The sequence below is a fragment of the Aeromonas sp. R2-3 genome (assembly GCF_040908375.1).
GTDB lineage: Bacteria > Pseudomonadota > Gammaproteobacteria > Enterobacterales > Aeromonadaceae > Aeromonas > Aeromonas veronii.
The window spans coordinates 23741-42957 of the sequence record NZ_JBFODP010000010.1 but is presented as its reverse complement, the minus strand read 5'-3'; the positions used below and the strand labels follow the sequence as shown (position 1 = coordinate 42957).

Below are 19217 nucleotides of genomic sequence, written 5' to 3'. Positions count from 1 at the left end.
CTCAGAAGTGAAACGCGGTAGCGCCGATGGTAGTGTGGCATTCGCCATGCGAGAGTAGGACACTGCCAGGCACCCAATTAAACGGTGATGTGAAAACACATAGCCGGCTGCGAGGATGACACCTCAGAAGAAGCAGCAGAAGATTTAGCGAAAGCTAACCGAATGCGGAGCGGTAGTTCAGTCGGTTAGAATACCGGCCTGTCACGCCGGGGGTCGCGGGTTCGAGTCCCGTCCGCTCCGCCACTAATTTGAAGGCCTTCCCGAATGGGAAGGCCTTTTTGCTATGGGCGATTTTTGCCCAGAGCCCCCCAGATTTGTACACTCGGCGAACACCAAAGCCCGGTCGTGAGACTGGGCTTTGGTGTTTTTAGCGTGTTAAACAGCCAACGTTTGGTTTTTACCTGCCGAGAGAGTGCCAGATAGCCGGTTATTTCCACCATTTTCTGGCTATATCCGAGCCCTATCAGTTTCATTCAAAGCAATTTGAACGACTCTGCAGGCGGTCAAATCAGCCTTCTGCTGCCTGCTGACTACAGGGCAGCTCCATATTGACCACCCCCTCTTCCATTTGCACGTCGATCTTGAAGCCAAGCCGTTTGGCGAGGTTGACCATGCCGCGATTGCTGGGCATGGTCATGCCAGATAACTGGCCAATTCCCTGCTCTTTGGCGTAACGGATGATTTTATCCATCATCAATTTGCCGAGCCCCACCCCTTTCAAGTCCGATCGCACCAGAATGGCAAACTCGGCATCGCTCAGGTCCGGAGTCGAGATAGCGCGTACCACGCCGAGGATCTGATCCTGCAGCTCGCCATCTTGCCCCACTGCCACGAAGGCCATCTCTCGGTCGTAATCGATCTGTGTCATGCGAGCCAGCTCTTCATGGCCCAGTTCGCCTACATCGGCGAAGAAGCGTTTGTACCTGTCTTCATCGGAGACCTGCAGCACGAACTGCTTGTGAGCCGGTTCATCTTCCGGCCGGATCGGGCGCAGCAGGATATGGCGCTGATCTTTAAGCCAGGCACCCTCCTCCAGTTCGGTAGGATAGGGGCGGATCGCCAGTCGGTTGCTGGCCGGGCTGGCGGGGTCAGCCAGCGTGAGGCTGGCATCCAGTACCACCATTTCGGCGCCGCACGCTTGTAGCGGGTGCAGGTCCAGTTCCTGAATCTCAGGAAAGGCGAGCAATAGCTCGGAGAGCTGGCAAAGCACTTGGCCCAAGGCATCGATATCCAGTCGTTCCGGCGTCGCCTGTTCGCGGATTTTACGGCTCTTGAGTGCACCGATGATCTGGTAACGGGCCAGCGCCTGATTGAGCGGCGGTAACGCTGCCACCATATCCTGCGGTTCCGCACCAGATTCACCCAGCAGAATGACGGGGCCAAAGATGGCGTCTTGCTGGATACGTACCCGCAGTTCTAGGCCGCCGCTACGGCGAGCCATGCGCTGTACCAGCAGCCCTTCGATACGGGCGCTCGGATCATGCTGTTTGACCCTGTCCAGAATGGCATCTGCAGCTTGCGCCACTTCGGTCGAGGTGCGCAGATTGAGCACCACCCCGTGTACGGCAGACTTGTGCAGGATATCGGGCGAGCGCAGTTTTACCGCCACTGGATAGCCGATCTGCTCGGCGGTGAGGGTCGCCTCGATGGCGTCGGTGACGATCCAGGTTGGCAGGGTCGAGAGACCGGCGGCTTGTAAAATCGGGTGCACCAGATGGGTATCCAATCTTAGCTGTTTGCGCTCCTGCGCTTGGCGGATCAGCTGCTGGCACAGCTCGACATTGAACTGGTTGCCATGCAGGGATGCTGGGGTTTCCATCAACTGCTTCTGGTTGCGGCGGTATTCCACCATGTGCATGAAGGCGGCCATGGCGCTTTCCGGCGTGCGGTAGGTCGGGAAGCCCGCCTCGGTAAAGAGTTTGCGCCCCTCCTGCGCCGAGTATTCGCCCGCCCAGTTGGTGAGGATATTGAAACGGCGCGCTCTGGGATGCTGCTTCAGATGGGCGATAAGATGGCTGGCCAGCGGCGCGCTCGGTGCCGTGAGCGAGGGGGCGTGGATGATCAGGATGGCGTCGATGCCATCTTCCTGCAACACGTTGTCCAGCGCCTCCTGATAGGTGGTGATGGTGGCATCGCTGCCGATATCGAGCGGCGGACGAGCCAGCTTGCCGCCCCGCTCCAGCAGTACATCCACTGCCATATTAGCCAGCCCGCGACCGTTGGAGATGATGGCAAGCCGCTCCCCCTTGAGGGTCATGGAGTGGCTGAGGGTTTCTACCGCGGCAAACAGTTCGTGGGTATCCCGTACCCGCAACATGCCGGCGCGACGGATGGCGGCATCATAGACGTTGTCGAGGCCGTGGGCCGGATCGTGGCGCCCGCTTTTCAGCACCAGGATCGGCTTGTTGCGCGAGGCTGCTCGCGCCGCCGAGAGAAAGTGGCGGGCGTCGTGCAACTTGTCCATGTAGATCAAGATGGCGCGGGTGACGCTGTCGCGGGAGAGCTGATCCAGCAGCTGGCCGAAGTCGATATCGCAGTGATCACCAAGGGAGATGAAGGCGGAGAAGCCCAGCTCATGCTGCTTGGCCCAATCCAGAATGGTGGTGCTGACGGCGGCGGATTGCGACAGAAAGGCGACCTGCCCCGGCTTGGCAGCAATGGGTGAAAAGCTGGCGTTAATCCCCTGGCCGGGCAGCAGCATCCCCATGCTGTTGGGGCCGAGCAGGCGAATGCCATATTCTTGGCAGACCCGCTTCAGCTCCAGCCGCTCCTCGGGGGAAAAGTCGGCGGCCAGTATGATGGCCGCCCCCGCACCCTTCTGGCCGAGCGCTTCCAACAACGGCAAGACCCGCTCCCGCCTAGTGCAGATGATGGCGAGATCCGGGGTCAGCGGCAGGCTGGCGATATCGGGATAGGCCAGCACGCCGGCGATGGCCTTGTTGCGCGGGGTTACGGGGAGGATGGGCCCTTTGAAGTGGCCCGCCAGCAGGTGACGCACGATCACATGACCCGCCTTGAGCGGATCGGTCGAGGCGCCGATCACGGCGATTGAGTGGGGTTTGAATAGCCGATCCAGACCGCTTGCTTTCATGGGCACTCCCGACAAAAGGGGGAAGATACCAGTCTAATACGCCTTTGCTGCGGGTTCTGTGACCGGATCCTGATCACCGTTTGTTCAGGGCATTGGCACGCAGATAAAAGCGCAGTTCGCCTTGCACCCGGCGAATGGCACCCAGATGGCGTTCCTGCAGATAGATATCCTGCTCCCGATCGAGCGCCGTGCTGGGCACGCCCATGCTTTGCAGATACTCGTCAAACAGGGTTGAACCCTTGATCTCTACCAGATGCTGTTTCATGGCTCTCCTCCCTGCGCCTTGGCGTGTGTTGATGAACGCCCAGTCTGCGGTGACCTGCCGGGTTTGCCTATTGTCACTTTTGACATGAGATTTGGCACGAGAGCGCTCACACATCTTTCAGAGAGGGCGCCGTTGAGGCGCTGGCTGGAGTTATAGTATGGCGAGGAGCACGAGGCACGGATGGTGCGCAGGATGATCAGAGTCTGGTGGTGGTGCATGGCACTGTGGACGGTTGGCGCAACGGCAACCGAGCAGCCTATCCGCGCCTGGAATCTGCTGCTGGATCACCCCAACCCCGCCGTCGTCCAGTTGTTGCGTCTCTCCCTCGATCTCACCGTGCCCGAATATGGCCCCTACCAGCTGGTTTCCAGCCCGCAAATGGAGCAGGGGCGGGCGGTGAAGGAGCTGCGTAGCGGCGAGCTGGTTCAGGTCGGTGTCTTTGCCCCCGATGGTGCGCGAGAGAGGGAGTTGCTGGCAATCCACATTCCGCTGGCCAAGGGGCTGCTGGGATGGCGGGTGTGTCTGGTTCGGCAGGGGGATGAGGGACGTTTTGCCGCGATCGGGTCGTTGGCAGACTGGCATCGCGTCGGGCTCTCCATAGGTCAGCACAGATCCTGGCCAGACACCCAGTTGCTGCGGGCTAACGGCCTCAAGGTGACGGTGGGCAATCTTTATGAGGCGCTCTTCAACATGCTGCGCAAGAAGCGCTTTGACTGCTTCCTGCGCTCGGTCATCGAGATCGAGGATGAGCTCAGGCAGCATCCCGATCTCGCCATCGAGCCCCGTCTGGTGTTTCGCTATCCGTTGGCGCTGCTCTTCTTTGTCTCACCAAAATATCCGGAGCTGGCCCAGCGCATCGAGCTTGGCCTGCTGCGGGCGCGGCAGTCTGGTGCTTTTGACCGGGTCTTTGAAGAGGGATTCGGCAGTACCATTCGGCGGCTGAAACTGGATGAGCGGGTGCGCCTCGAGCTGCACAACCCCGACTTGCCGCTGCCCAGCCGTATGATGATGGTCGATCCGGCCCTTATCTATAATCCGGTGTCAGCGCAGTGAGCCCTGATTCTGCGCGGTATCCCAGAAGGCGCGGATCAGCGGTTCCTCCAGCCGCTTCTTGAGTACCCCGATCCCCACATCAAATGGTTTGAAGGCGGGTTTGAGGTCGATGATCCGCACCTTGTCGCCGAGCGGGCTATGGTCGATCACCGCTGCCGGCACCAGCCCCACGCCACAGCCGAGCGCCACCATGGCGACGATTCCCTCGTTACCCGCCACTTCGGCGTAGATGTTGGGCGCTATCCCCTTGTTGCGAAACCACTGATCGCTGCGTTTGCGGGCCAGCCCCTGCTCGGAGAGGATGACTGGCAACTGCTCCCAATCAGGTTCTCCCTGACGGAACCACTGGTTCAGTTGCGGGGCGTTGCGCGGCGCGATAAAGACCAGCGGCACCAGCTGAAGGCTGGCGAACTCCAACTTGGCGGGCAGGGCATCGGGGCGGGCGGCGATGGCGAGATCGGCTTCATCGGCCAGGATCTTGTCCACCGCCAGCGCCGGGTCACCGGTCTCCAGCTTGATCTCCAGCTGGGGGTAGCGGCGGCGAAAGCGCTCCAGTACTTCGGGCAGCAGAAAGTAACTGGCGGTGACCGAACAGAAGACCCGCAGCCGCCCCTGTAGCGGTTCATCGCTGCGTTTGAGCTCCTGCTTGAGCTGACGCCACTCCTGCAACAGGCCGCCGCCAAACTCCCGCAACTTCTCGCCGGCAGGGGTAAGCCGCACCGAGCGGTTGTCCCGCTCGAACAGCACGCAGCCGGTCTCCTGCTCCAGCCGCTGGATCGCGCGACTCAGGGTGGAGGGGCTGACCGCCATGGCATCGGCGCTCTTGCCGAAGTGGAGGGAGTCGGCGAGGTGGAGAAACAGCTCGAGATTGCGAAGGTCCATCTTTCAGCTCCTGGCGCGGCTTGTGTGCCCGATATCCAGCGGTTGGCGGCTTGTTTCTGCCATCTCGCGGTACATTCAGCAGGCAATGATGAAGGGCTAACGTTTCAGTTATTGCAACGTACTGTTTCGAATATATCAGTTCAGGCAATAAGTGTCCCGCGCTATAGTGGTTCAGACAACGCCGCTATCCGGCATGGAATCAATCGAACGGAGCAATCACCATGGCTAACTATTTCAACACCTTGAACCTGCGTCAGCAGTTGGCCCAACTGGGCAAGTGTCGTTTCATGCAGCGCGAAGAGTTCGCGGACGGCTGCAACGTGCTGAAGGGCAAGAAGGTGGTGATTGTGGGCTGTGGTGCCCAGGGTCTGAACCAGGGTCTGAACATGCGTGACTCCGGGCTGGATATCTCCTACGCCCTGCGCAAGGCCGCCATCACCGAGAAGCGCGCCTCCTGGCAGAAAGCCACCGACAACGGCTTCGCGGTCGGTACCTATGAAGAGCTGATCCCGAGCGCCGATCTGGTGCTGAACCTGACTCCGGACAAGCAGCACTCCGACGTGGTGAAAACCGTGATGCCGCTGATGAAGCAGGGCGCCGCGCTGGGCTACTCCCACGGCTTCAACGTGGTGGAAGAGGGTCAGCAGATCCGCTCCGACATCACGGTCGTGATGGTTGCGCCCAAGTGCCCGGGCACCGAAGTGCGTGAGGAGTACAAGCGCGGTTTCGGCGTACCGACCCTGATCGCCGTTCACCCGGAGAACGATCCCAAGGGCGAAGGCATGGCCATCGCCAAGGCGTGGGCCTCTGCCACTGGCGGCGACCGTGCCGGCGTGCTGGAGTCCTCCTTCGTGGCGGAAGTGAAATCCGACCTGATGGGCGAGCAGACCATCCTCTGCGGCATGCTGCAGGCCGGTTCCCTGCTCTGCTACGACAAGCTGGTTGCCGAGGGCACAGACCCGGCCTACGCCGGCAAGCTGATCCAGTTCGGTTGGGAGACCATCACCGAAGCCCTGAAACAGGGTGGTATCAGCCTGATGATGGATCGCCTCTCCAACCCGGCCAAGCTGCGCGCCTTCGAGCTCTCCGAGCAGCTCAAGACCCTGATGCGCCCGCTGTTCGAGAAGCACATGGACGACATCATCGCCGGTGAGTTCTCCCGCGGCATGATGGCCGACTGGGCCGAAGACGATGCCAAGCTGTTCGACTGGCGCGAAGAGACCGGCAAATCTGCCTTCGAAAATGCGCCGGCGTTTGCAGGCAAGATTGCCGAGCAGGAGTACTTCGACAATGGCGTGGTGATGGTGGCCATGGTCAAGGCGGGTGTCGAGCTGGCGTTCGAGACCATGGTGGCTTCCGGTATCTACGAGGAGTCAGCCTACTACGAATCCCTGCACGAGTTGCCGCTGATCGCCAACACCGTTGCCCGCAAGCGCCTGTACGAGATGAACGTGGTCATCTCCGATACCGCCGAGTACGGTAACTACCTGTTCGCCAACGCCGCCGTGCCCTTGCTGCGCGAGCACTTCATGCCGACCCTGAAAGCAGGCGATCTGGGTGCCAGCAAGGCGGAAGGGCAGAATGTCGATAACCTGGCGCTGCTGGCGGCCAACGAAGCGACCCGCAACCACCCGATCGAAAAAATCGGCCAGGTACTGCGTGGTTATATGAAAGACATGAAACGCATCGCCGTCGGCGGTTAAGTTAGCATCGGGCAGGATGATGAAGGGGCGGGGATGACGATCCCCGTCGCCGGTCGGACTGGACACCCGACCGGCCCGCCAGAAAAATCAGCCTGACAGTCATAAAAAAGCCCCGCTTATCGAGCGGGGCTTTTGCATTCAGAAAGGCTGAATAAATCAGGCTTTCCACGCTTTCCAGGTGTTGATCAGACCGTTGGTGGAGCAGTCGTGGCTGGTGACAGCCTCGTTATTGCCCAGCTCCGGCAGGATCTTGTTGGCCAGCTGTTTGCCCAGCTCCACGCCCCACTGGTCGAAGGAGAAGATGTTCCAGATTGCGCCCTGTACGAAGATCTTGTGCTCGTACATGGCGATCAGGGCACCCAGCGTTTTCGGGGTCAGGCTCTTGAACAGGATGGAGTTGGTCGGGCGGTTGCCTTCGAACACCTTGAACGGCACCAGATCCTTGACCTGCTCCAGGGTTTTGCCTGCCGCCAGGAACTCGGCTTCGACCTCTTCCTTGCTCTTGCCGAAGGCCAGCGCCTCGGTCTGGGCGAAGAAGTTGGCCAGCAGTTTCGGATGGTGGTCACCGATCGGGTTGTGGCTGATGGCTGGCGCCAGGAAGTCACAGGGGATCAGCTTGGTGCCCTGATGGATCAGCTGGTAGAAGGCGTGCTGGCCGTTGGTGCCCGGCTCACCCCAGATGATGGGGCCGGTCTGGTAGTCAACCGGCTTGCCGTTGCGATCCACGTATTTGCCGTTGGATTCCATGTTGCCCTGCTGGAAGTAGGCAGGGAAGCGGTGCATGTACTGGTCGTACGGCAGGATGGCTTCGGACTCGGCACCGTAGAAGTTGTTGTACCACAGGCCAATCAGGGCCAGCAGCACCGGCACGTTCTGCTCATAGGAGGCAGTGGCGAAGTGCATGTCCATCTCGAAGGCGCCTTGCAGCAGGGCTTCGAAGTTCTCGAAACCGACGGACAGGCCGATGGGCATACCGATGGCAGACCAGGAGGAGTAGCGGCCGCCAACCCAGTCCCAGAACTCGAACATGTTGTTGGTGTCGATACCGAACTCGGCCACGGCCTTGCCGTTGGTGGAGAGGGCTGCGAAGTGCTTGGCAACGTGGGCCTTGTCACCGGCGATGTTGATGAACCAGTCGCGGGCGGTCAGGGCGTTGGTCATGGTCTCCTGGGTGGTGAAGGTCTTGGAGGCCACCAGGAACAAGGTGGTTTCCGGATCGATCTTCTTCAGGGTTTCGGCGATGTGGGTGCCATCGACGTTGGAGACGAAGTGCATCTGCAGGTGGTTTTTGTAGGGACGCAGTGCCTCGGTGATCATTACCGGGCCCAGATCAGAGCCACCGATACCGATGTTGACCACGTGCTGGATCGCCTTGCCGGTGTAGCCTTTCCACTCGCCGGAGATGATCTTCTCGCAGAAGCCCTTCATCTTGGCCAGCACGGCGTTCACTTCCGGCATCACGTCCTTGCCGTCGCACTCGATGGGGCGGTCGGAGCGGTTGCGCAGGGCCACGTGCAGTACGGAGCGCCCTTCGGTCATGTTGATCTTGTCGCCATTGAACATGGCATCGATCGCGCTGCGAAGATCGGTCTCTTTGGCCAGATCAACCAGCAACGTGAGGGTTTCTTCGGTGATCAGGTTCTTCGAGTAATCAACCAGGATGTCGCCGCCGAAGGTGAGGGAAAACTTGTCAAAGCGCTTCGGGTCCTGCGCGAACAGATCCTTGAGTCGGGTCTCTTTGTTTGCTGCAAAGTGGGCTTCCAGTGCCTGCCAGGCCTGGGTTTGGGTTGGATTGATATTTTTCATAGGATTCCTGAAATGCCAAGTTGTGTTTGAACCTTGCAGGCAAGGTCCCGCCAAACCTTATTATCCGAGCATTATAGCGAGCCGATAGGGCGGCCCGTGTAACAGATTTTTACCGATTGTCTTTTACCGCAATGGGTCACTGTCGGGAGCATACAACCAGAACATTGGGATTATGTGTCACGAAAGCAAGGCGGATCTTGCGCTTGCTCATGATTGGGGCCACCCCGATAGCCTGAAATTGTTTTCATCCGGTTGGCGTGGTTATGCATCGACATTGCCATGGGCTGGGGCCAGAAACGACAATGCCAGCCCGAAGGCTGGCATTGTCTGTTGCAGCAGAACCGCGATCACGCCTGCGGTTTTTGCATGTGCATCACCATCTGCGGGAAGGGGATCTCGATGCCTTCGGCATCAAAGGTCAGTTTCACCTTCTCGTGGAAGTCGAACCAGACACCCCAGTAGTCAGCGGTTTTCACCCAGGGGCGCACCACGATATTGACCGAGGAGTCGGCCAGTGCGGCAACGGCGATGGTGGCTGCCGGATCTTTCAGGATGCGCGGCTCTTCGCTTACCAGACGCTCGAGGATCTGTTTGGCCTTGCGCAGGTCAGAGCCGTAGCCGATGCCAAAGGTCATATCGACGCGGCGGGTATCCATACGCGAGTAGTTGACGATGGTGCCGTTGAGGATGGCGGAGTTCGGTACTACCACCATCTTGTTGTCACCGGAGGTGAGGGTAGTGGTAAAGAGCTGAACGGACTGCACCACACCCGCAGTGCCTGCCACTTCGATAAACTCGCCCGCCTTGATGGGGCGGAAGATGATCAGCAGGAAGCCGGCAGCGAAGTTGGAGAGCGAGCCTTGCAACGCCAGACCGATGGCCAGACCGGCGGCACCGATAATGGCGACGAAGGAGGCTGTCTGCACGCCGACACGGCCCAGCGCGGCGATCACCACGAACACCAGAATGGCGTATTTGAGGATGCTGCCGACGAAGTGGGTGACTGTGGTGTCCAGCTTGCGGGCCTGCATCACCTTGACCACGCCACCGCTGATGAGGTTGGCGGCGATATAGCCGACCAGCAGGGTCAGCAGGGCAGCGGCGATATTGACGCCGTATTCGATCAGCAGTCCCTGATTATTGACCAGCCAGGTCTGCGCTTCGGTAATGATTTCGGGTTCCATAGGATGTCCTGTCAGGTTCTAAAAGGTTTATGGTGGATAAATCTAACACCGCAGCGCGACAGTACGGGTCGCATCTGGTACTTCTTTTCTGCCATAAAAACCTGACACAAAAAAGAAGGGAGGCCAAAGCCTCCCTTCTTTTTGCTGAATGACGCGAAAACACCATCAGCTCTGCAGCAGTTGGCTGCGGATAAATTGCCACTGATCTTCGAAACCGGCGGTCGGCTTGAGCTTGAACTCGGAGCGCACGAACTGGCTGATGCGACCTTCGGTGTAGGCCAGCAGCAGATTGGCCAGCATGGTCTCGTCGAGCTGGAAGCCCTGACCCTCGCGCAGCCGCTTCTCGCGCAGCACCTGCTTGATCTGGGTCTCCAGCTTGTCAAACAGGATGCTGATGCGATCCCGCAGCCGGTCGTGCTCGCCCAGCAGGGCATCGCCGTTGAGGATGCGGGTGATGCCGGGATTGCGCTCGGCGAACACCAGCAGCAGCTGCAGGATGTGGTGGCAGCGCGCCATGGTGTCCTTCTCTTCCGCCATGATCAGATTGACCCGTGACAGCAGGGAATCCTCGATAAAGTCGATCAGCCCCTCGAACATCCGCGCCTTGCTGGGAAAATGTCGATAGAGGGCTGCTTCAGAGACGCCGACCTCGGCCGCCAGACGGGCCGTGGTGATGCGCTGACCCGGACTGGTTTCCAGCATATGGGCTAGCGCCTGCAGGATCTGATCGCGCCGACTCTGTTTCTGATTACTGCTTGCCATGGATTCCCCTAAAAAAACAATGGCTTGATTCTGTTATTAAGCACCGCCCGTCGGGCTGGTGTGGTCTGTTATTGGCGACCAGAAGAACCAAAACCGCCTTCACCCCGTTCGCTCTGATTGAACTCATCGACCAGTTGGAAGCTGGCCTGAACTACCGGCATGATCACCAGCTGGGCGATGCGCTCGCCGGGTTGCATGGTGAACTCATCCTTGCCGCGGTTCCAGACCGAGACCATCAGCTGACCCTGGTAATCGGAATCGATCAGACCGACCAGGTTGCCCAGCACGATGCCGTGCTTATGGCCGAGGCCGGAGCGGGGCAGAATGGTGGCACACAGACCCGGATCCTGGATGTGGATGGCCAGACCGGTCGGCACCAGGGTGGTATCACCCGGAGCCAGAGTCAGCGGCGCATCCAGCAGTGCGCGCAGATCCATGCCGGCAGAGCCCGGTGTGGCGTAGGCGGGCAGTGGGTACTCGGTACCGATACGGGCATCCAGAATCTTCAGTTCAATTTGTGTAGTCATGAATCGCTTTTTCAGTTGGATCTTGTATTGGCGTCCCTCTTGGCAGGCGGGGCGCCGTGAGTCTTGTTCTTTCGGGACGCTCAGTGCCGGTAGTGGCGTGCAATCAGGGCGATCAGGTGACGGGCCAGCGTCAGCTTGTCGGCCAGCGGCAGCGGGGCCTGGCCCCCTTGCCAGAACACAGTCAGGGCGTTGTCATCGGCGTTGAAGCCTTGCCCCTCGCGGGACACATCGTTGGCGGCGATCATGTCCAGCCGCTTACGCTGCAACTTGTCGAGGGCGTATTGTTCCACATCCACGGTTTCGGCGGCAAATCCGACGGTGAAGGGTTTGTCTGAAAGGGCACCAACGGCCGCGATGATGTCGGGATTCTTCACCAGCTTCACCACCATCTGGTCGTTATCGCCGGTCTTCTTGATCTTCTGACTGGCCACCTGCTCGGGGCGATAGTCGGCCACCGCCGCGCAGCCGATGAAGAGGTCGCACTCGCCCACCCGGCTCATCACCGCCTGATGCATCTGCTCGGCGCTCTCCACATCGACACGGGTCACGCCAGCAGGCGTAGCCAGCGTCACCGGGCCGCTCACCAGCGTCACTTCGGCACCCGCCTCACGGGCGGCGCGAGCGATGGCGTAGCCCATCTTGCCGGAGCTGTGGTTGCTGATGTAGCGCACCGGATCCAGTGCCTCTCGGGTTGGTCCTGCGGTGAGCAGTAGCTTGACGCCCGCCAGCAAGGGCTCGGCGGCCAGTTGCTGGCAGCAGCGATCCACCAGTTCGAGGGGATCCAGCATCCGCCCCGGGCCCACATCGCCACAGGCCTGGCTGCCAGCATCCGGCCCCCACAGCAGAATGCCGCGGCTGGCCAGGGTCTTGAGGTTGGCCTGGGTCGCGGTGTTGAGGTACATCTGCTGGTTCATGGCGGGCGCCAGCGCGATGGGCGCCGGCGTGGCCAGACAGAGGGTGGTCAGCAGTTCGTCGGCCATGCCTGCTGCCATCCGCGCCATCAGGTTGGCGCTGGCGGGGGCGATCAGCACCAGATCGGCCCACTTGGCCAGCTCGATATGGCCCATGCCCGCTTCGGCGGAGGGATCCAGCAGGCTGTAGGCCACCGGATGACCGGAGACCGCCTGCAGGGTCAGCGGCGTGATGAACTCCTTGGCGGAGCGGGTCATCACCACCCGCACTTCGGCGCCCTGATCTTTCAGGCGGCGTACCAGCTCGGCACTCTTGTAGGCGGCGATCCCGCCGCTGACACCCAACAGGATGCGTTTATCGGCCAATCTCATCTGCTGTTTCTCTATCCGGCTCATTCTGACTGGTCGGCTAAGATACCACAGGCAATGGATGACGACAGGGGTTGGCATCAAGGGGTGTGGTCGGGCGCGCGCAATTTTTTGCTATGTTTTTTCTCAACAGGGATGAGGGAGAGACAAATGAGCATCAAAGAGTGGCCGGAAGATGAACGCCCCAGAGAGAAGCTACTGCGTCAGGGGCCTGCGGCGCTCTCCGATGCCGAGCTGCTCGCCATCTTTCTGCGCACCGGTGTCAATGGCCTTAGTGCAGTGGATCTTTCACGTAATCTATTGAATCAATTCGGCTCTTTGCGCAGCTTGCTGGGGGCGGATCAACGGGCATTCTGCGAGGCGCACGGCCTTGGCCCGGCCAAATATGCCCAGTTGCAGGCGGTGCTGGAGATGGCCAGACGCCATCTGGCCGAGCAGTTGCAACGGGGCGATGCCCTCACCTCGCCCCAGCTGACCCGGGACTATCTGCAGGCCCAGCTGCGGGATCGGCCCCGCGAGGTGTTTGCCCTGCTGTTGCTCGACAATCAGCACAGAGTCATTCAATTTGTTGAGCTTTTTTTCGGCACCATCGACTCGGCGAGCGTCTGGCCAAGAGAAATCGTGCAGATCGCGCTCAAACATAATGCAGCCGCGGTGATTCTGGCGCATAATCACCCGTCCGGCGTCGCCGAGCCCAGTAGGGCCGACCGCCAGATCACGGATCGGATCACGGCCGCTTTGGCCCTGATCGATATCAGAGTGCTGGATCACTTGGTGATCGGTGATGGCATCACGGTTTCTTTTGCCGAGCGCGGTTGGCTATAACTGTGCTCTGGCACCGTATTAGTTGATCTTTGATCACGGATGCTGTATAAAATGCCGCCTTCTGTTTGCCCCGCAATCGAAGGCCAGCGGGGCAGATATTTGCTCGAGCAATGAAGTAAGATTTGGAGAGACTGACATGTCTAGAGTATGCCAAGTAACCGGCAAGCGCCCGGCAGTTGGTAACAACCGTTCGCACGCTAACAACGCCACCAAGCGTCGTTTCCTGCCGAACCTGCACACTCACCGTTTCTGGGTTGAGAGTGAAAAACGCTTCGTAAGCCTGCGCGTATCCGCAAAAGGCATGCGTATCATCGACAAGCGTGGCGTTGAAGTGGTTCTGGCTGAACTGCGCGCCAGCGGTGTTAAGGTATAAGGAATTAGATCATGGCTAAAGGTATTCGCGAGAAAATTCGCCTGAACTCCAGCGCCGGTACTGGTCACTTCTATACCACTACCAAAAACAAGCGCACCATGCCCGAAAAAATGGAGATCAAAAAGTTTGATCCCGTTGTTCGTCAGCATGTGATCTACAAGGAAGGCAAAATCAAGTAATTACTTGATGCTGCATTCCCAAAAACCCGGCTTCGTGCCGGGTTTTTTTATGCGCCGAATTCAGTACACTGCCGGTTCAAAGGGAGGCTTGCCATGTTCAAATTGAGCCGCAAAGGCTGGAATAACGTGATCATTGTGGTGGTGCTGATCGTGATCACCCTGTTGCATCGTATGGAGACTGCCCAGCAGGAGAACAGCGCCAAACGGGCTCGCCCATTGTTGCCGGATGCGTCCGTAGTGCTCACCTGGCAGGGGCCGAGCTGGCAGATTGAGCGGATCGGTCAGGGCTGGCGCAGCGTGCCGGATTTGGGGCTCGACACTGCTCAGCTGGATGCCCGTCTGGCGCGCTGGCAGAACTGGTTGCTGCCCCCCGGCGAGGTGGTGCGCGGTACCCCGGTGACCATCAAGGTGTGGATTGCCGGCCAGAACGATCCGGTCGAGATCGGCCTCTATCAGAACAGCGGCCAATATGGCGCTCAGCTGCCCTCTGGTCTCTGGCTCGCCCTCACTGCCGAGCAGTATCGCGATCTGCTGCGTCCTGCTCCCTGAGTTTTTTTTCCTTGCGAGGTGCCCATGCCCGAATTGCCAGAAGTTGAAGTCAGTCGTCAGGGGATCTCCCCCTGGCTCACCGGTATCAAGGTGACACGCGTGGTGGTGCGGGATGGCCGCCTGCGCTGGCCGATCCCCGGTGAGATTCAGGAGCTGGTGGACCTCACCATCCATCGTGTGCGTCGCCGTGCCAAATACCTGCTGCTGGAGACCGATTTCGGCACCGCCATCCTTCATCTGGGGATGTCCGGCAGCCTGCGTGTACTGGATATCGGCACCCCGGCCGAGAAGCACGACCACGTGGATATCGAGCTGGAGAATGGCAAGCTGCTGCGGCTCAACGATCCGCGCCGCTTCGGCGCCCTGCTCTGGACTCGCGAACCGGCCGAAGCCCACGCGCTGCTCGCCAAGCTGGGGCCAGAGCCGCTCACCGATGCCTTCAGTGCTGATTACCTGCAGGGGCGCGCCAAGGGGCGCAGCACCGCCATCAAACAGTTCCTGATGGACAATCAGGTGGTGGTCGGGGTGGGCAACATCTACGCCAACGAGGCGCTCTATGCTGCCGGCATTCACCCCAAACGGGCGGCGGGCAATATCAGTGGCGAGCGGCTGGGAACCCTGGTGGCCGAGATCAAGCGCGTGTTGGCCGAGGCGATTCGCCAGGGCGGCACTACCCTCAAGGATTTCACCAGTGCCGATGGCAAACCGGGCTATTTCGTGCAGCAGTTGCAGGTTTATGGCCGTGGCGGTCAGCCCTGTTTCCACTGCCACACCCTGCTGACCGAGACAAGAATGGGCCAGCGCACCACGGTTTTTTGCAGTCATTGCCAGCGCTGAGCGCACTTTTTGCCCCGATACGGGGGAAGTTGTAACAGCGTATTTCCACTCTGTTGAAGATTTGCACAGCTGTCACTAGTATCCCGACCGTTCAGGCGGTTTGAGAATATAAAAATGACAGTTAAATCAATAGACTGGGAATATTTATCCCGGCAGGAGCGCTATTGCGCAAAATCCATGGCCCGCTTCCTCTACCCCGAGGGATGTGACCGGAAAACCTTCAATCGCGGCAAGTTCGTGCTGCGCAGCCTGCTCTATCGCAAGTCGCTGAGTCGGGTTTTCAGCCTGTTTCAGTGCGACTCGCTCAAGGCGCTGCCGGCGGTCTATCCCGAGCTGCTCGACAAGCCGATGCGACCCTATCGCTTCGCCTGTGCCAGCGCCCGTGAGCGGGCCGAGATGCTGGAAAATCACTATCAGTTGCTGCTGGAGTGCTACCCGCAGCTGATCGACCCGCTCTATCTGGGCGAGGGGATCGCGCTGGGGCACTATCCACAGAGCGGCTGCCGCATTCTGCTGCGTCACGATGGCACCTTCCGCCGCGAGGCCGAGCTGGCGCTCTCCATCGTCAATGGCGAGGGACAGCGCCTCTATAGCTGCGCCTTTTCGCTGGCGGGTAGCGTGGATCGTTTGATTCTGATGATCGGCTCCATGCAGGGGCCGGAGCCTGCGGTCGACAATGCTCAGGATCGGGTGCGCGAGCTGACCAAAGAGGGGCACGGCCTGCGGCCCAAATCCCTGCTTGTGCAGCTGGTGCTGCAACTGGCGCAGGCCATGGGGGCGGCGGAGGTGCTGGCGGTGCGCAAGCGGGCCCACGTGTTTCAGGCCAAGCGCTACAGCAGCAAGCAGAAAGCCAATTTGCAGGCCGATTATGACGAGCTGTGGCAGGAGTTCGACGCCCGGGATGTGGATGCCAACTTCGTCGCTCTGCAAGCCCAGCCGCGCAAGCCGCTGGAGGAGATCGCCTCCAAGAAGCGGGCCATGTATCGGCGCCGCTACGAGTGGCTCGATCAGCTGGTGCAGGAGATGAATGAGCGGTTTGCCCGTCAGTAACCAGCAAGCAGGCTGACCTCTCCATGCGAGAGAGATACAACAAGGGCTACCCACGGGTAGCCCTTGTTCGTAGTTGCCGTCGGGAATGGCCAGTGTGGAAGGGGATCACCCTTTCTGTTTGGCTGCGATGGCCTGGGCCACCACGGGATCGACAAACTGACGAATGTCGCCACCGTGCAGCGCCACCTCTTTCACCAGAGTGGAGGAGATAAAGGAGTTCTCCTCGGCCGGGGTGAGGAAGACGCTTTCCAGCTCAGGCATCAGGCGGCGGTTCATGTTGGCCAGCTGGAACTCGTACTCGAAGTCGGAGACGGCGCGCAGGCCGCGGATCAGCACGTTGGCCTGATGCTCTTTGGCGAAATCGACCAGCAGGCCGGAGAAGCCCACCACCTTGACGTTGGGAAGCCTGCTGGTCACTTGCTGGACAAGCTGGACACGTTCTGCCAGATCGAACAGCGGGCGCTTGCTCGGGCTGTTGGCGACCCCGACCACCACCTCGTCAAACAGCTTGGCGGCGCGGCCGATGAGATCGGCGTGGCCATTGGTAACGGGATCAAAAGTCCCGGGATAAATTACCCTGGTAGTCATCTTTGCGGTCCTGCAACCTGGAAATTTGGTCGCATTATAAGGTCGTCGCTTGAGAATAGCAGTGCATCAGGCAAGAATACGCCATCGCGCATCAAGCCTCCTTGCATTGGTGACAGGGAGCAAAGGGATTTTTTATGAAACGTATTCTGGTCGTTCGCAATGACAAGATTGGTGACTTCATGCTGGCGTGGCCTAGCTTCGCCATGCTCAAAGGCTCCATGGAGTGTCATGTGACTGCCCTGGTTCCGGCCTACACGGCGCCGCTGGCCCGGCTCTGCCCCTGGATTGACGAGGTGATCATCGATCCGGGCGTGCGGGCCGACAAGGAGCAACAGCGAGCGCTGCTGGCGCGGATCAAGGCGGCGGCGTTCGACGCGTCCATCTGCCTCTTCTCCAACTCCCGCAACGCCATGCTGGTGTGGAAGGCACATATCCCTTACCGGCTGGCGCCGGCGACCAAGCTGGCGCAGGTGCTCTACAACCAGCGACTGGTGCAGCGCCGCTCCCGTTCCCAGAAGCCGGAGTCCGAGTACAACCTGGAGCTGATCCGCCGCTTCCTGGCCGATCAGCAGGTGGCCGTGGTGGAGCCCAAGACCCCCTTCCTGCAGTTCGATGACGAGACCCTGCTACAGGTGCGCGAGCAGCTGGCACTCAAGCTCAAGCTCGATGCTAGCCGCCCCTGGTTGATGGTGCATGCCGGTAGCGGCGGTTCGGCCAACAACCTCTCCATCGAGCAGTACGCCCGCATCATCATCAAGCTCAATCAGGCCTGCCCCGAGCTGCAGTGTGTGCTGACCGCAGGCCCTGGCGAGGAGAAGATGGCCGAACAGCTGGCGGCCGAGCTGCTCGCCCACGGCGGCAACGGCTGGATCTACCGCTCCAGCGATGGTCTGCCGATGTTCTGTCAGGTGTTGGCCAACGCCGCCCTGTTCGTTGCAGGCAGCACCGGCCCGCTCCATATTGCCGGCGCGCTCGATGTGCCGACCATCGGCTTCTTCCCGATGCGCCGCTCCGCTACTCCGCTGCGCTGGAAGCCCCTCAACAGCGAAGGGCGTCACCTCGCCTTCAGCCCGCCGGAGGATAGCGACCATCCTGAGGATATGAGCCAGCTCGATCCCAAGACCATGGTGCCGGTGATGGCCCGCTGGGCGGCGCCTTTCTGGCGCAAGTAACATATGCAGCAATGCAAACAGGGCCCCGCGGGGCCCTGTTTCGTATGACGGTTATTTCGGCTGCTGCGGCTGCTGGCGCACCCAGAGGTCGGCGTATTTGACGAAGGTGGAGTGGGCGGAGAGGATCGCCAGCAGCAGCCCCTGCTTGCCATCGAGGAAGCCCGCTTTGAGCAGGTACATCTTGAGGAAGCAGCCGACCGCGTGGATCAGCCCCTGACTGAGGGAGCCCTTCTTGCCGCGAGCGGTGCGCTGATCGGCCCAGGCGCGGGCATAACCGGCGGATTTCACCAGATAGTGCTCCAGATCCCGATAGGTGAAGTGGAGCAGGTCGCCATGAATATTGACGATCTTCATGTTGGCCCGCACTTCCACCTTTTCGTGCACCAGCGCCTCGTTGTAGCTGGTGAGCGCCTTGGGATAGAGGCGCAGCACCCGATCCGGATACCAGCCACTGTGGCGGATAAAGCGGCCAAATACCCAGGAGAGGCGCGGGATCGAGTAGATGGTATCGCTGGCCGGATTGGCCATCACGTTGGCGATGGCGGTTTTCAGCTCGGGGGTGAGCCGCTCGTCGGCATCCAGCCACAGCACCCAGTCGGACTGCACGTGGGACTGGGCCAGTCGGCGCTGTTTGCCAAAGCCCGGCCACTTGGCGTTGACGAAGAAGCGTGCGCCAAACTCGGCGGCAATTGCCGGGGTCTCGTCCTGACTGCCGGAGTCCAGAATGACGATCTCGTCCACCAGTCCGTCGAGGGAGGCGAGGCACTTACGCAGGTTGTCGGCTTCATTCTTGACGATCAGAACGGCAGCCAGAGTCGGTTTTTTCACGAAATGGGGCTCACGGTTATTGCCCGGCTGGCGGGTCGAATGCGTATTGATGGGCCATTCTAACGGAAAAACGGGTCAAAGAGAGAGCCGCCATTGCCCGTTTCTGCCAGCTGTCTGCCTGTCTCGTCTCGTCCGGTTGGAAGCGGGGCACTGCTGGAAAAATGGGGTGGCAGCAGCGTTTGGCAAGGATCTTCTGTTATTTATCCAGTCATTCTTGGGGCATAATCTCGCCCAGTGATGATTAACCGCCGGGCCAGACCCGA

At 60.1% G+C, this 19217-nt stretch carries 19 protein-coding genes and 1 tRNA gene; 10 read left to right on the top strand and 10 right to left on the bottom strand.

The genetic code is table 11. The features are described 5' to 3' along the window. Positions 1 to 166: 166 nt before the first annotated feature. Positions 167 to 243: transfer RNA gene (locus AB5Z02_RS03735), tRNA-Asp, on the top strand. A 265-nt stretch (positions 244 to 508) separates the two neighbouring features. Here the strand turns inward: AB5Z02_RS03735 and AB5Z02_RS03730 are convergent. Beyond that, complete coding sequence (locus tag AB5Z02_RS03730) at positions 509 to 3091, bottom strand: GNAT family N-acetyltransferase (RefSeq protein ID WP_368215306.1); 2583 nt, start codon at positions 3089 to 3091, stop codon at positions 509 to 511. 73 nt (positions 3092 to 3164) lie between these two features. Continuing rightward, on the bottom strand, positions 3165 to 3356 hold the full coding sequence (locus AB5Z02_RS03725) for a hypothetical protein (protein ID WP_005339486.1): 192 nt from the start codon (positions 3354 to 3356) through the stop codon (positions 3165 to 3167). Positions 3357 to 3548: 192 nt separating this feature from the next. On the opposite strand from AB5Z02_RS03725, the gene AB5Z02_RS03720 reads away from it, so the two are divergent. Continuing rightward, complete coding sequence (locus AB5Z02_RS03720) at positions 3549 to 4409, top strand: hypothetical protein (RefSeq protein ID WP_368215305.1); 861 nt, start codon at positions 3549 to 3551, stop codon at positions 4407 to 4409. On the opposite strand, the gene ilvY is transcribed toward AB5Z02_RS03720, so the two are convergent. Further along, positions 4398 to 5291 (bottom strand): HTH-type transcriptional activator IlvY, encoded by an 894-nt coding sequence (gene ilvY, locus AB5Z02_RS03715; RefSeq protein ID WP_058057070.1) that lies wholly within the window; start codon positions 5289 to 5291, stop codon positions 4398 to 4400. The genes AB5Z02_RS03720 and ilvY overlap by 12 nt on opposite strands. A 221-nt stretch (positions 5292 to 5512) precedes the next feature. Between ilvY and ilvC the strand changes: the two genes are divergently transcribed. Then, entirely contained in the window at positions 5513 to 6994 is a 1482-nt protein-coding gene (gene ilvC, locus AB5Z02_RS03710; RefSeq protein WP_368215303.1) for a ketol-acid reductoisomerase, read from the top strand. Positions 6995 to 7150: 156 nt separating this feature from the next. On the opposite strand, the gene pgi is transcribed toward ilvC, so the two are convergent. The 5 genes from pgi to coaBC all read right to left on the bottom strand — a co-directional run bounded on the left by pgi (position 7151) and on the right by coaBC (position 12556). Then, positions 7151 to 8800 (bottom strand): glucose-6-phosphate isomerase, encoded by a 1650-nt coding sequence (gene pgi, locus AB5Z02_RS03705; RefSeq protein ID WP_368215302.1) that lies wholly within the window; start codon positions 8798 to 8800, stop codon positions 7151 to 7153. Positions 8801 to 9147: 347 nt separating this feature from the next. Then, the gene (locus AB5Z02_RS03700) at positions 9148 to 9984 is read right to left on the bottom strand and encodes a mechanosensitive ion channel domain-containing protein (protein ID WP_005339493.1); all 837 of its coding nucleotides are present in this window, start codon (positions 9982 to 9984) and stop codon (positions 9148 to 9150) included. Between the two features lie 165 nt (positions 9985 to 10149). After that, on the bottom strand, positions 10150 to 10746 hold the full coding sequence (slmA, locus tag AB5Z02_RS03695) for a nucleoid occlusion factor SlmA (protein WP_005339495.1): 597 nt from the start codon (positions 10744 to 10746) through the stop codon (positions 10150 to 10152). A 68-nt stretch (positions 10747 to 10814) separates the two neighbouring features. Further along, positions 10815 to 11273 carry a dUTP diphosphatase gene (dut, locus tag AB5Z02_RS03690; protein ID WP_005339498.1) on the bottom strand — a complete coding sequence of 153 codons (459 nt, stop codon included), beginning with the start codon at positions 11271 to 11273 and terminating at the stop codon, positions 10815 to 10817. A gap of 80 nt (positions 11274 to 11353) precedes the next feature. Beyond that, the gene (gene coaBC, locus AB5Z02_RS03685; RefSeq protein ID WP_368215300.1) at positions 11354 to 12556 is read right to left on the bottom strand and encodes a bifunctional phosphopantothenoylcysteine decarboxylase/phosphopantothenate--cysteine ligase CoaBC; all 1203 of its coding nucleotides are present in this window, start codon (positions 12554 to 12556) and stop codon (positions 11354 to 11356) included. A 147-nt stretch (positions 12557 to 12703) separates the two neighbouring features. Between coaBC and radC the strand changes: the two genes are divergently transcribed. From radC to AB5Z02_RS03655, 6 genes are all read left to right on the top strand, one after another. Next, a complete protein-coding gene (gene radC, locus AB5Z02_RS03680) occupies positions 12704 to 13378 on the top strand; it encodes a DNA repair protein RadC (RefSeq protein ID WP_005339502.1) in 675 nt (224 codons plus the stop codon). A 136-nt stretch (positions 13379 to 13514) separates the two neighbouring features. After that, positions 13515 to 13751 carry a 50S ribosomal protein L28 gene (gene rpmB, locus AB5Z02_RS03675; RefSeq protein WP_005307492.1) on the top strand — a complete coding sequence of 79 codons (237 nt, stop codon included), beginning with the start codon at positions 13515 to 13517 and terminating at the stop codon, positions 13749 to 13751. Positions 13752 to 13762: 11 nt separating this feature from the next. Further along, positions 13763 to 13930 (top strand): 50S ribosomal protein L33, encoded by a 168-nt coding sequence (gene rpmG / locus AB5Z02_RS03670; protein ID WP_005307500.1) that lies wholly within the window; start codon positions 13763 to 13765, stop codon positions 13928 to 13930. Positions 13931 to 14023: 93 nt separating this feature from the next. Then, positions 14024 to 14479, top strand: a complete 456-nt coding sequence (locus AB5Z02_RS03665; RefSeq protein WP_181270107.1) for a hypothetical protein — start codon at positions 14024 to 14026, stop codon at positions 14477 to 14479. Between the two features lie 24 nt (positions 14480 to 14503). Next, on the top strand, positions 14504 to 15316 hold the full coding sequence (gene mutM / locus AB5Z02_RS03660) for a bifunctional DNA-formamidopyrimidine glycosylase/DNA-(apurinic or apyrimidinic site) lyase (RefSeq protein ID WP_181270106.1): 813 nt from the start codon (positions 14504 to 14506) through the stop codon (positions 15314 to 15316). A gap of 114 nt (positions 15317 to 15430) precedes the next feature. Next, positions 15431 to 16366, top strand: a complete 936-nt coding sequence (locus AB5Z02_RS03655) for a VirK/YbjX family protein (RefSeq protein ID WP_080771402.1) — start codon at positions 15431 to 15433, stop codon at positions 16364 to 16366. Between the two features lie 105 nt (positions 16367 to 16471). On the opposite strand, the gene coaD is transcribed toward AB5Z02_RS03655, so the two are convergent. Continuing rightward, a complete protein-coding gene (gene coaD, locus AB5Z02_RS03650) occupies positions 16472 to 16954 on the bottom strand; it encodes a pantetheine-phosphate adenylyltransferase (protein WP_338455919.1) in 483 nt (160 codons plus the stop codon). A 134-nt stretch (positions 16955 to 17088) separates the two neighbouring features. Between coaD and AB5Z02_RS03645 the strand changes: the two genes are divergently transcribed. Continuing rightward, the gene (locus tag AB5Z02_RS03645; RefSeq protein ID WP_110304584.1) at positions 17089 to 18126 is read left to right on the top strand and encodes a glycosyltransferase family 9 protein; all 1038 of its coding nucleotides are present in this window, start codon (positions 17089 to 17091) and stop codon (positions 18124 to 18126) included. 51 nt (positions 18127 to 18177) lie between these two features. Here AB5Z02_RS03645 and AB5Z02_RS03640 read toward each other — a convergent pair whose 3' ends face one another. Beyond that, positions 18178 to 18954 carry a glycosyltransferase family 2 protein gene (locus AB5Z02_RS03640; RefSeq protein ID WP_202006028.1) on the bottom strand — a complete coding sequence of 259 codons (777 nt, stop codon included), beginning with the start codon at positions 18952 to 18954 and terminating at the stop codon, positions 18178 to 18180. Positions 18955 to 19217: the final 263 nt, after the last annotated feature.

Excerpts from the sequence above, each read along its gene's own strand:
- AB5Z02_RS03665 (WP_181270107.1), top strand. The coding sequence starts at position 14,024 with ATGTTCAAATTGAGCCGCAAAGGCTGGAATAACGTGATCATTGTGGTG.
- ilvY (WP_058057070.1), bottom strand. The coding sequence starts at position 5,291 with ATGGACCTTCGCAATCTCGAGCTGTTTCTCCACCTCGCCGACTCCCTC.
- AB5Z02_RS03645 (WP_110304584.1), top strand. The coding sequence starts at position 17,089 with ATGAAACGTATTCTGGTCGTTCGCAATGACAAGATTGGTGACTTCATG.
- AB5Z02_RS03720 (WP_368215305.1), top strand. The coding sequence starts at position 3,549 with ATGATCAGAGTCTGGTGGTGGTGCATGGCACTGTGGACGGTTGGCGCA.
- rpmB (WP_005307492.1), top strand. The coding sequence starts at position 13,515 with ATGTCTAGAGTATGCCAAGTAACCGGCAAGCGCCCGGCAGTTGGTAAC.
- pgi (WP_368215302.1), bottom strand. The coding sequence starts at position 8,800 with ATGAAAAATATCAATCCAACCCAAACCCAGGCCTGGCAGGCACTGGAA.
- slmA (WP_005339495.1), bottom strand. The coding sequence starts at position 10,746 with ATGGCAAGCAGTAATCAGAAACAGAGTCGGCGCGATCAGATCCTGCAG.
- rpmG (WP_005307500.1), top strand. The coding sequence starts at position 13,763 with ATGGCTAAAGGTATTCGCGAGAAAATTCGCCTGAACTCCAGCGCCGGT.
- AB5Z02_RS03725 (WP_005339486.1), bottom strand. The coding sequence starts at position 3,356 with ATGAAACAGCATCTGGTAGAGATCAAGGGTTCAACCCTGTTTGACGAG.
- AB5Z02_RS03730 (WP_368215306.1), bottom strand. The coding sequence starts at position 3,091 with ATGAAAGCAAGCGGTCTGGATCGGCTATTCAAACCCCACTCAATCGCC.
- radC (WP_005339502.1), top strand. The coding sequence starts at position 12,704 with ATGAGCATCAAAGAGTGGCCGGAAGATGAACGCCCCAGAGAGAAGCTA.
- coaD (WP_338455919.1), bottom strand. The coding sequence starts at position 16,954 with ATGACTACCAGGGTAATTTATCCCGGGACTTTTGATCCCGTTACCAAT.
- mutM (WP_181270106.1), top strand. The coding sequence starts at position 14,504 with ATGCCCGAATTGCCAGAAGTTGAAGTCAGTCGTCAGGGGATCTCCCCC.
- AB5Z02_RS03700 (WP_005339493.1), bottom strand. The coding sequence starts at position 9,984 with ATGGAACCCGAAATCATTACCGAAGCGCAGACCTGGCTGGTCAATAAT.
- dut (WP_005339498.1), bottom strand. The coding sequence starts at position 11,273 with ATGACTACACAAATTGAACTGAAGATTCTGGATGCCCGTATCGGTACC.
- ilvC (WP_368215303.1), top strand. The coding sequence starts at position 5,513 with ATGGCTAACTATTTCAACACCTTGAACCTGCGTCAGCAGTTGGCCCAA.
- coaBC (WP_368215300.1), bottom strand. The coding sequence starts at position 12,556 with ATGAGATTGGCCGATAAACGCATCCTGTTGGGTGTCAGCGGCGGGATC.
- AB5Z02_RS03655 (WP_080771402.1), top strand. The coding sequence starts at position 15,431 with ATGACAGTTAAATCAATAGACTGGGAATATTTATCCCGGCAGGAGCGC.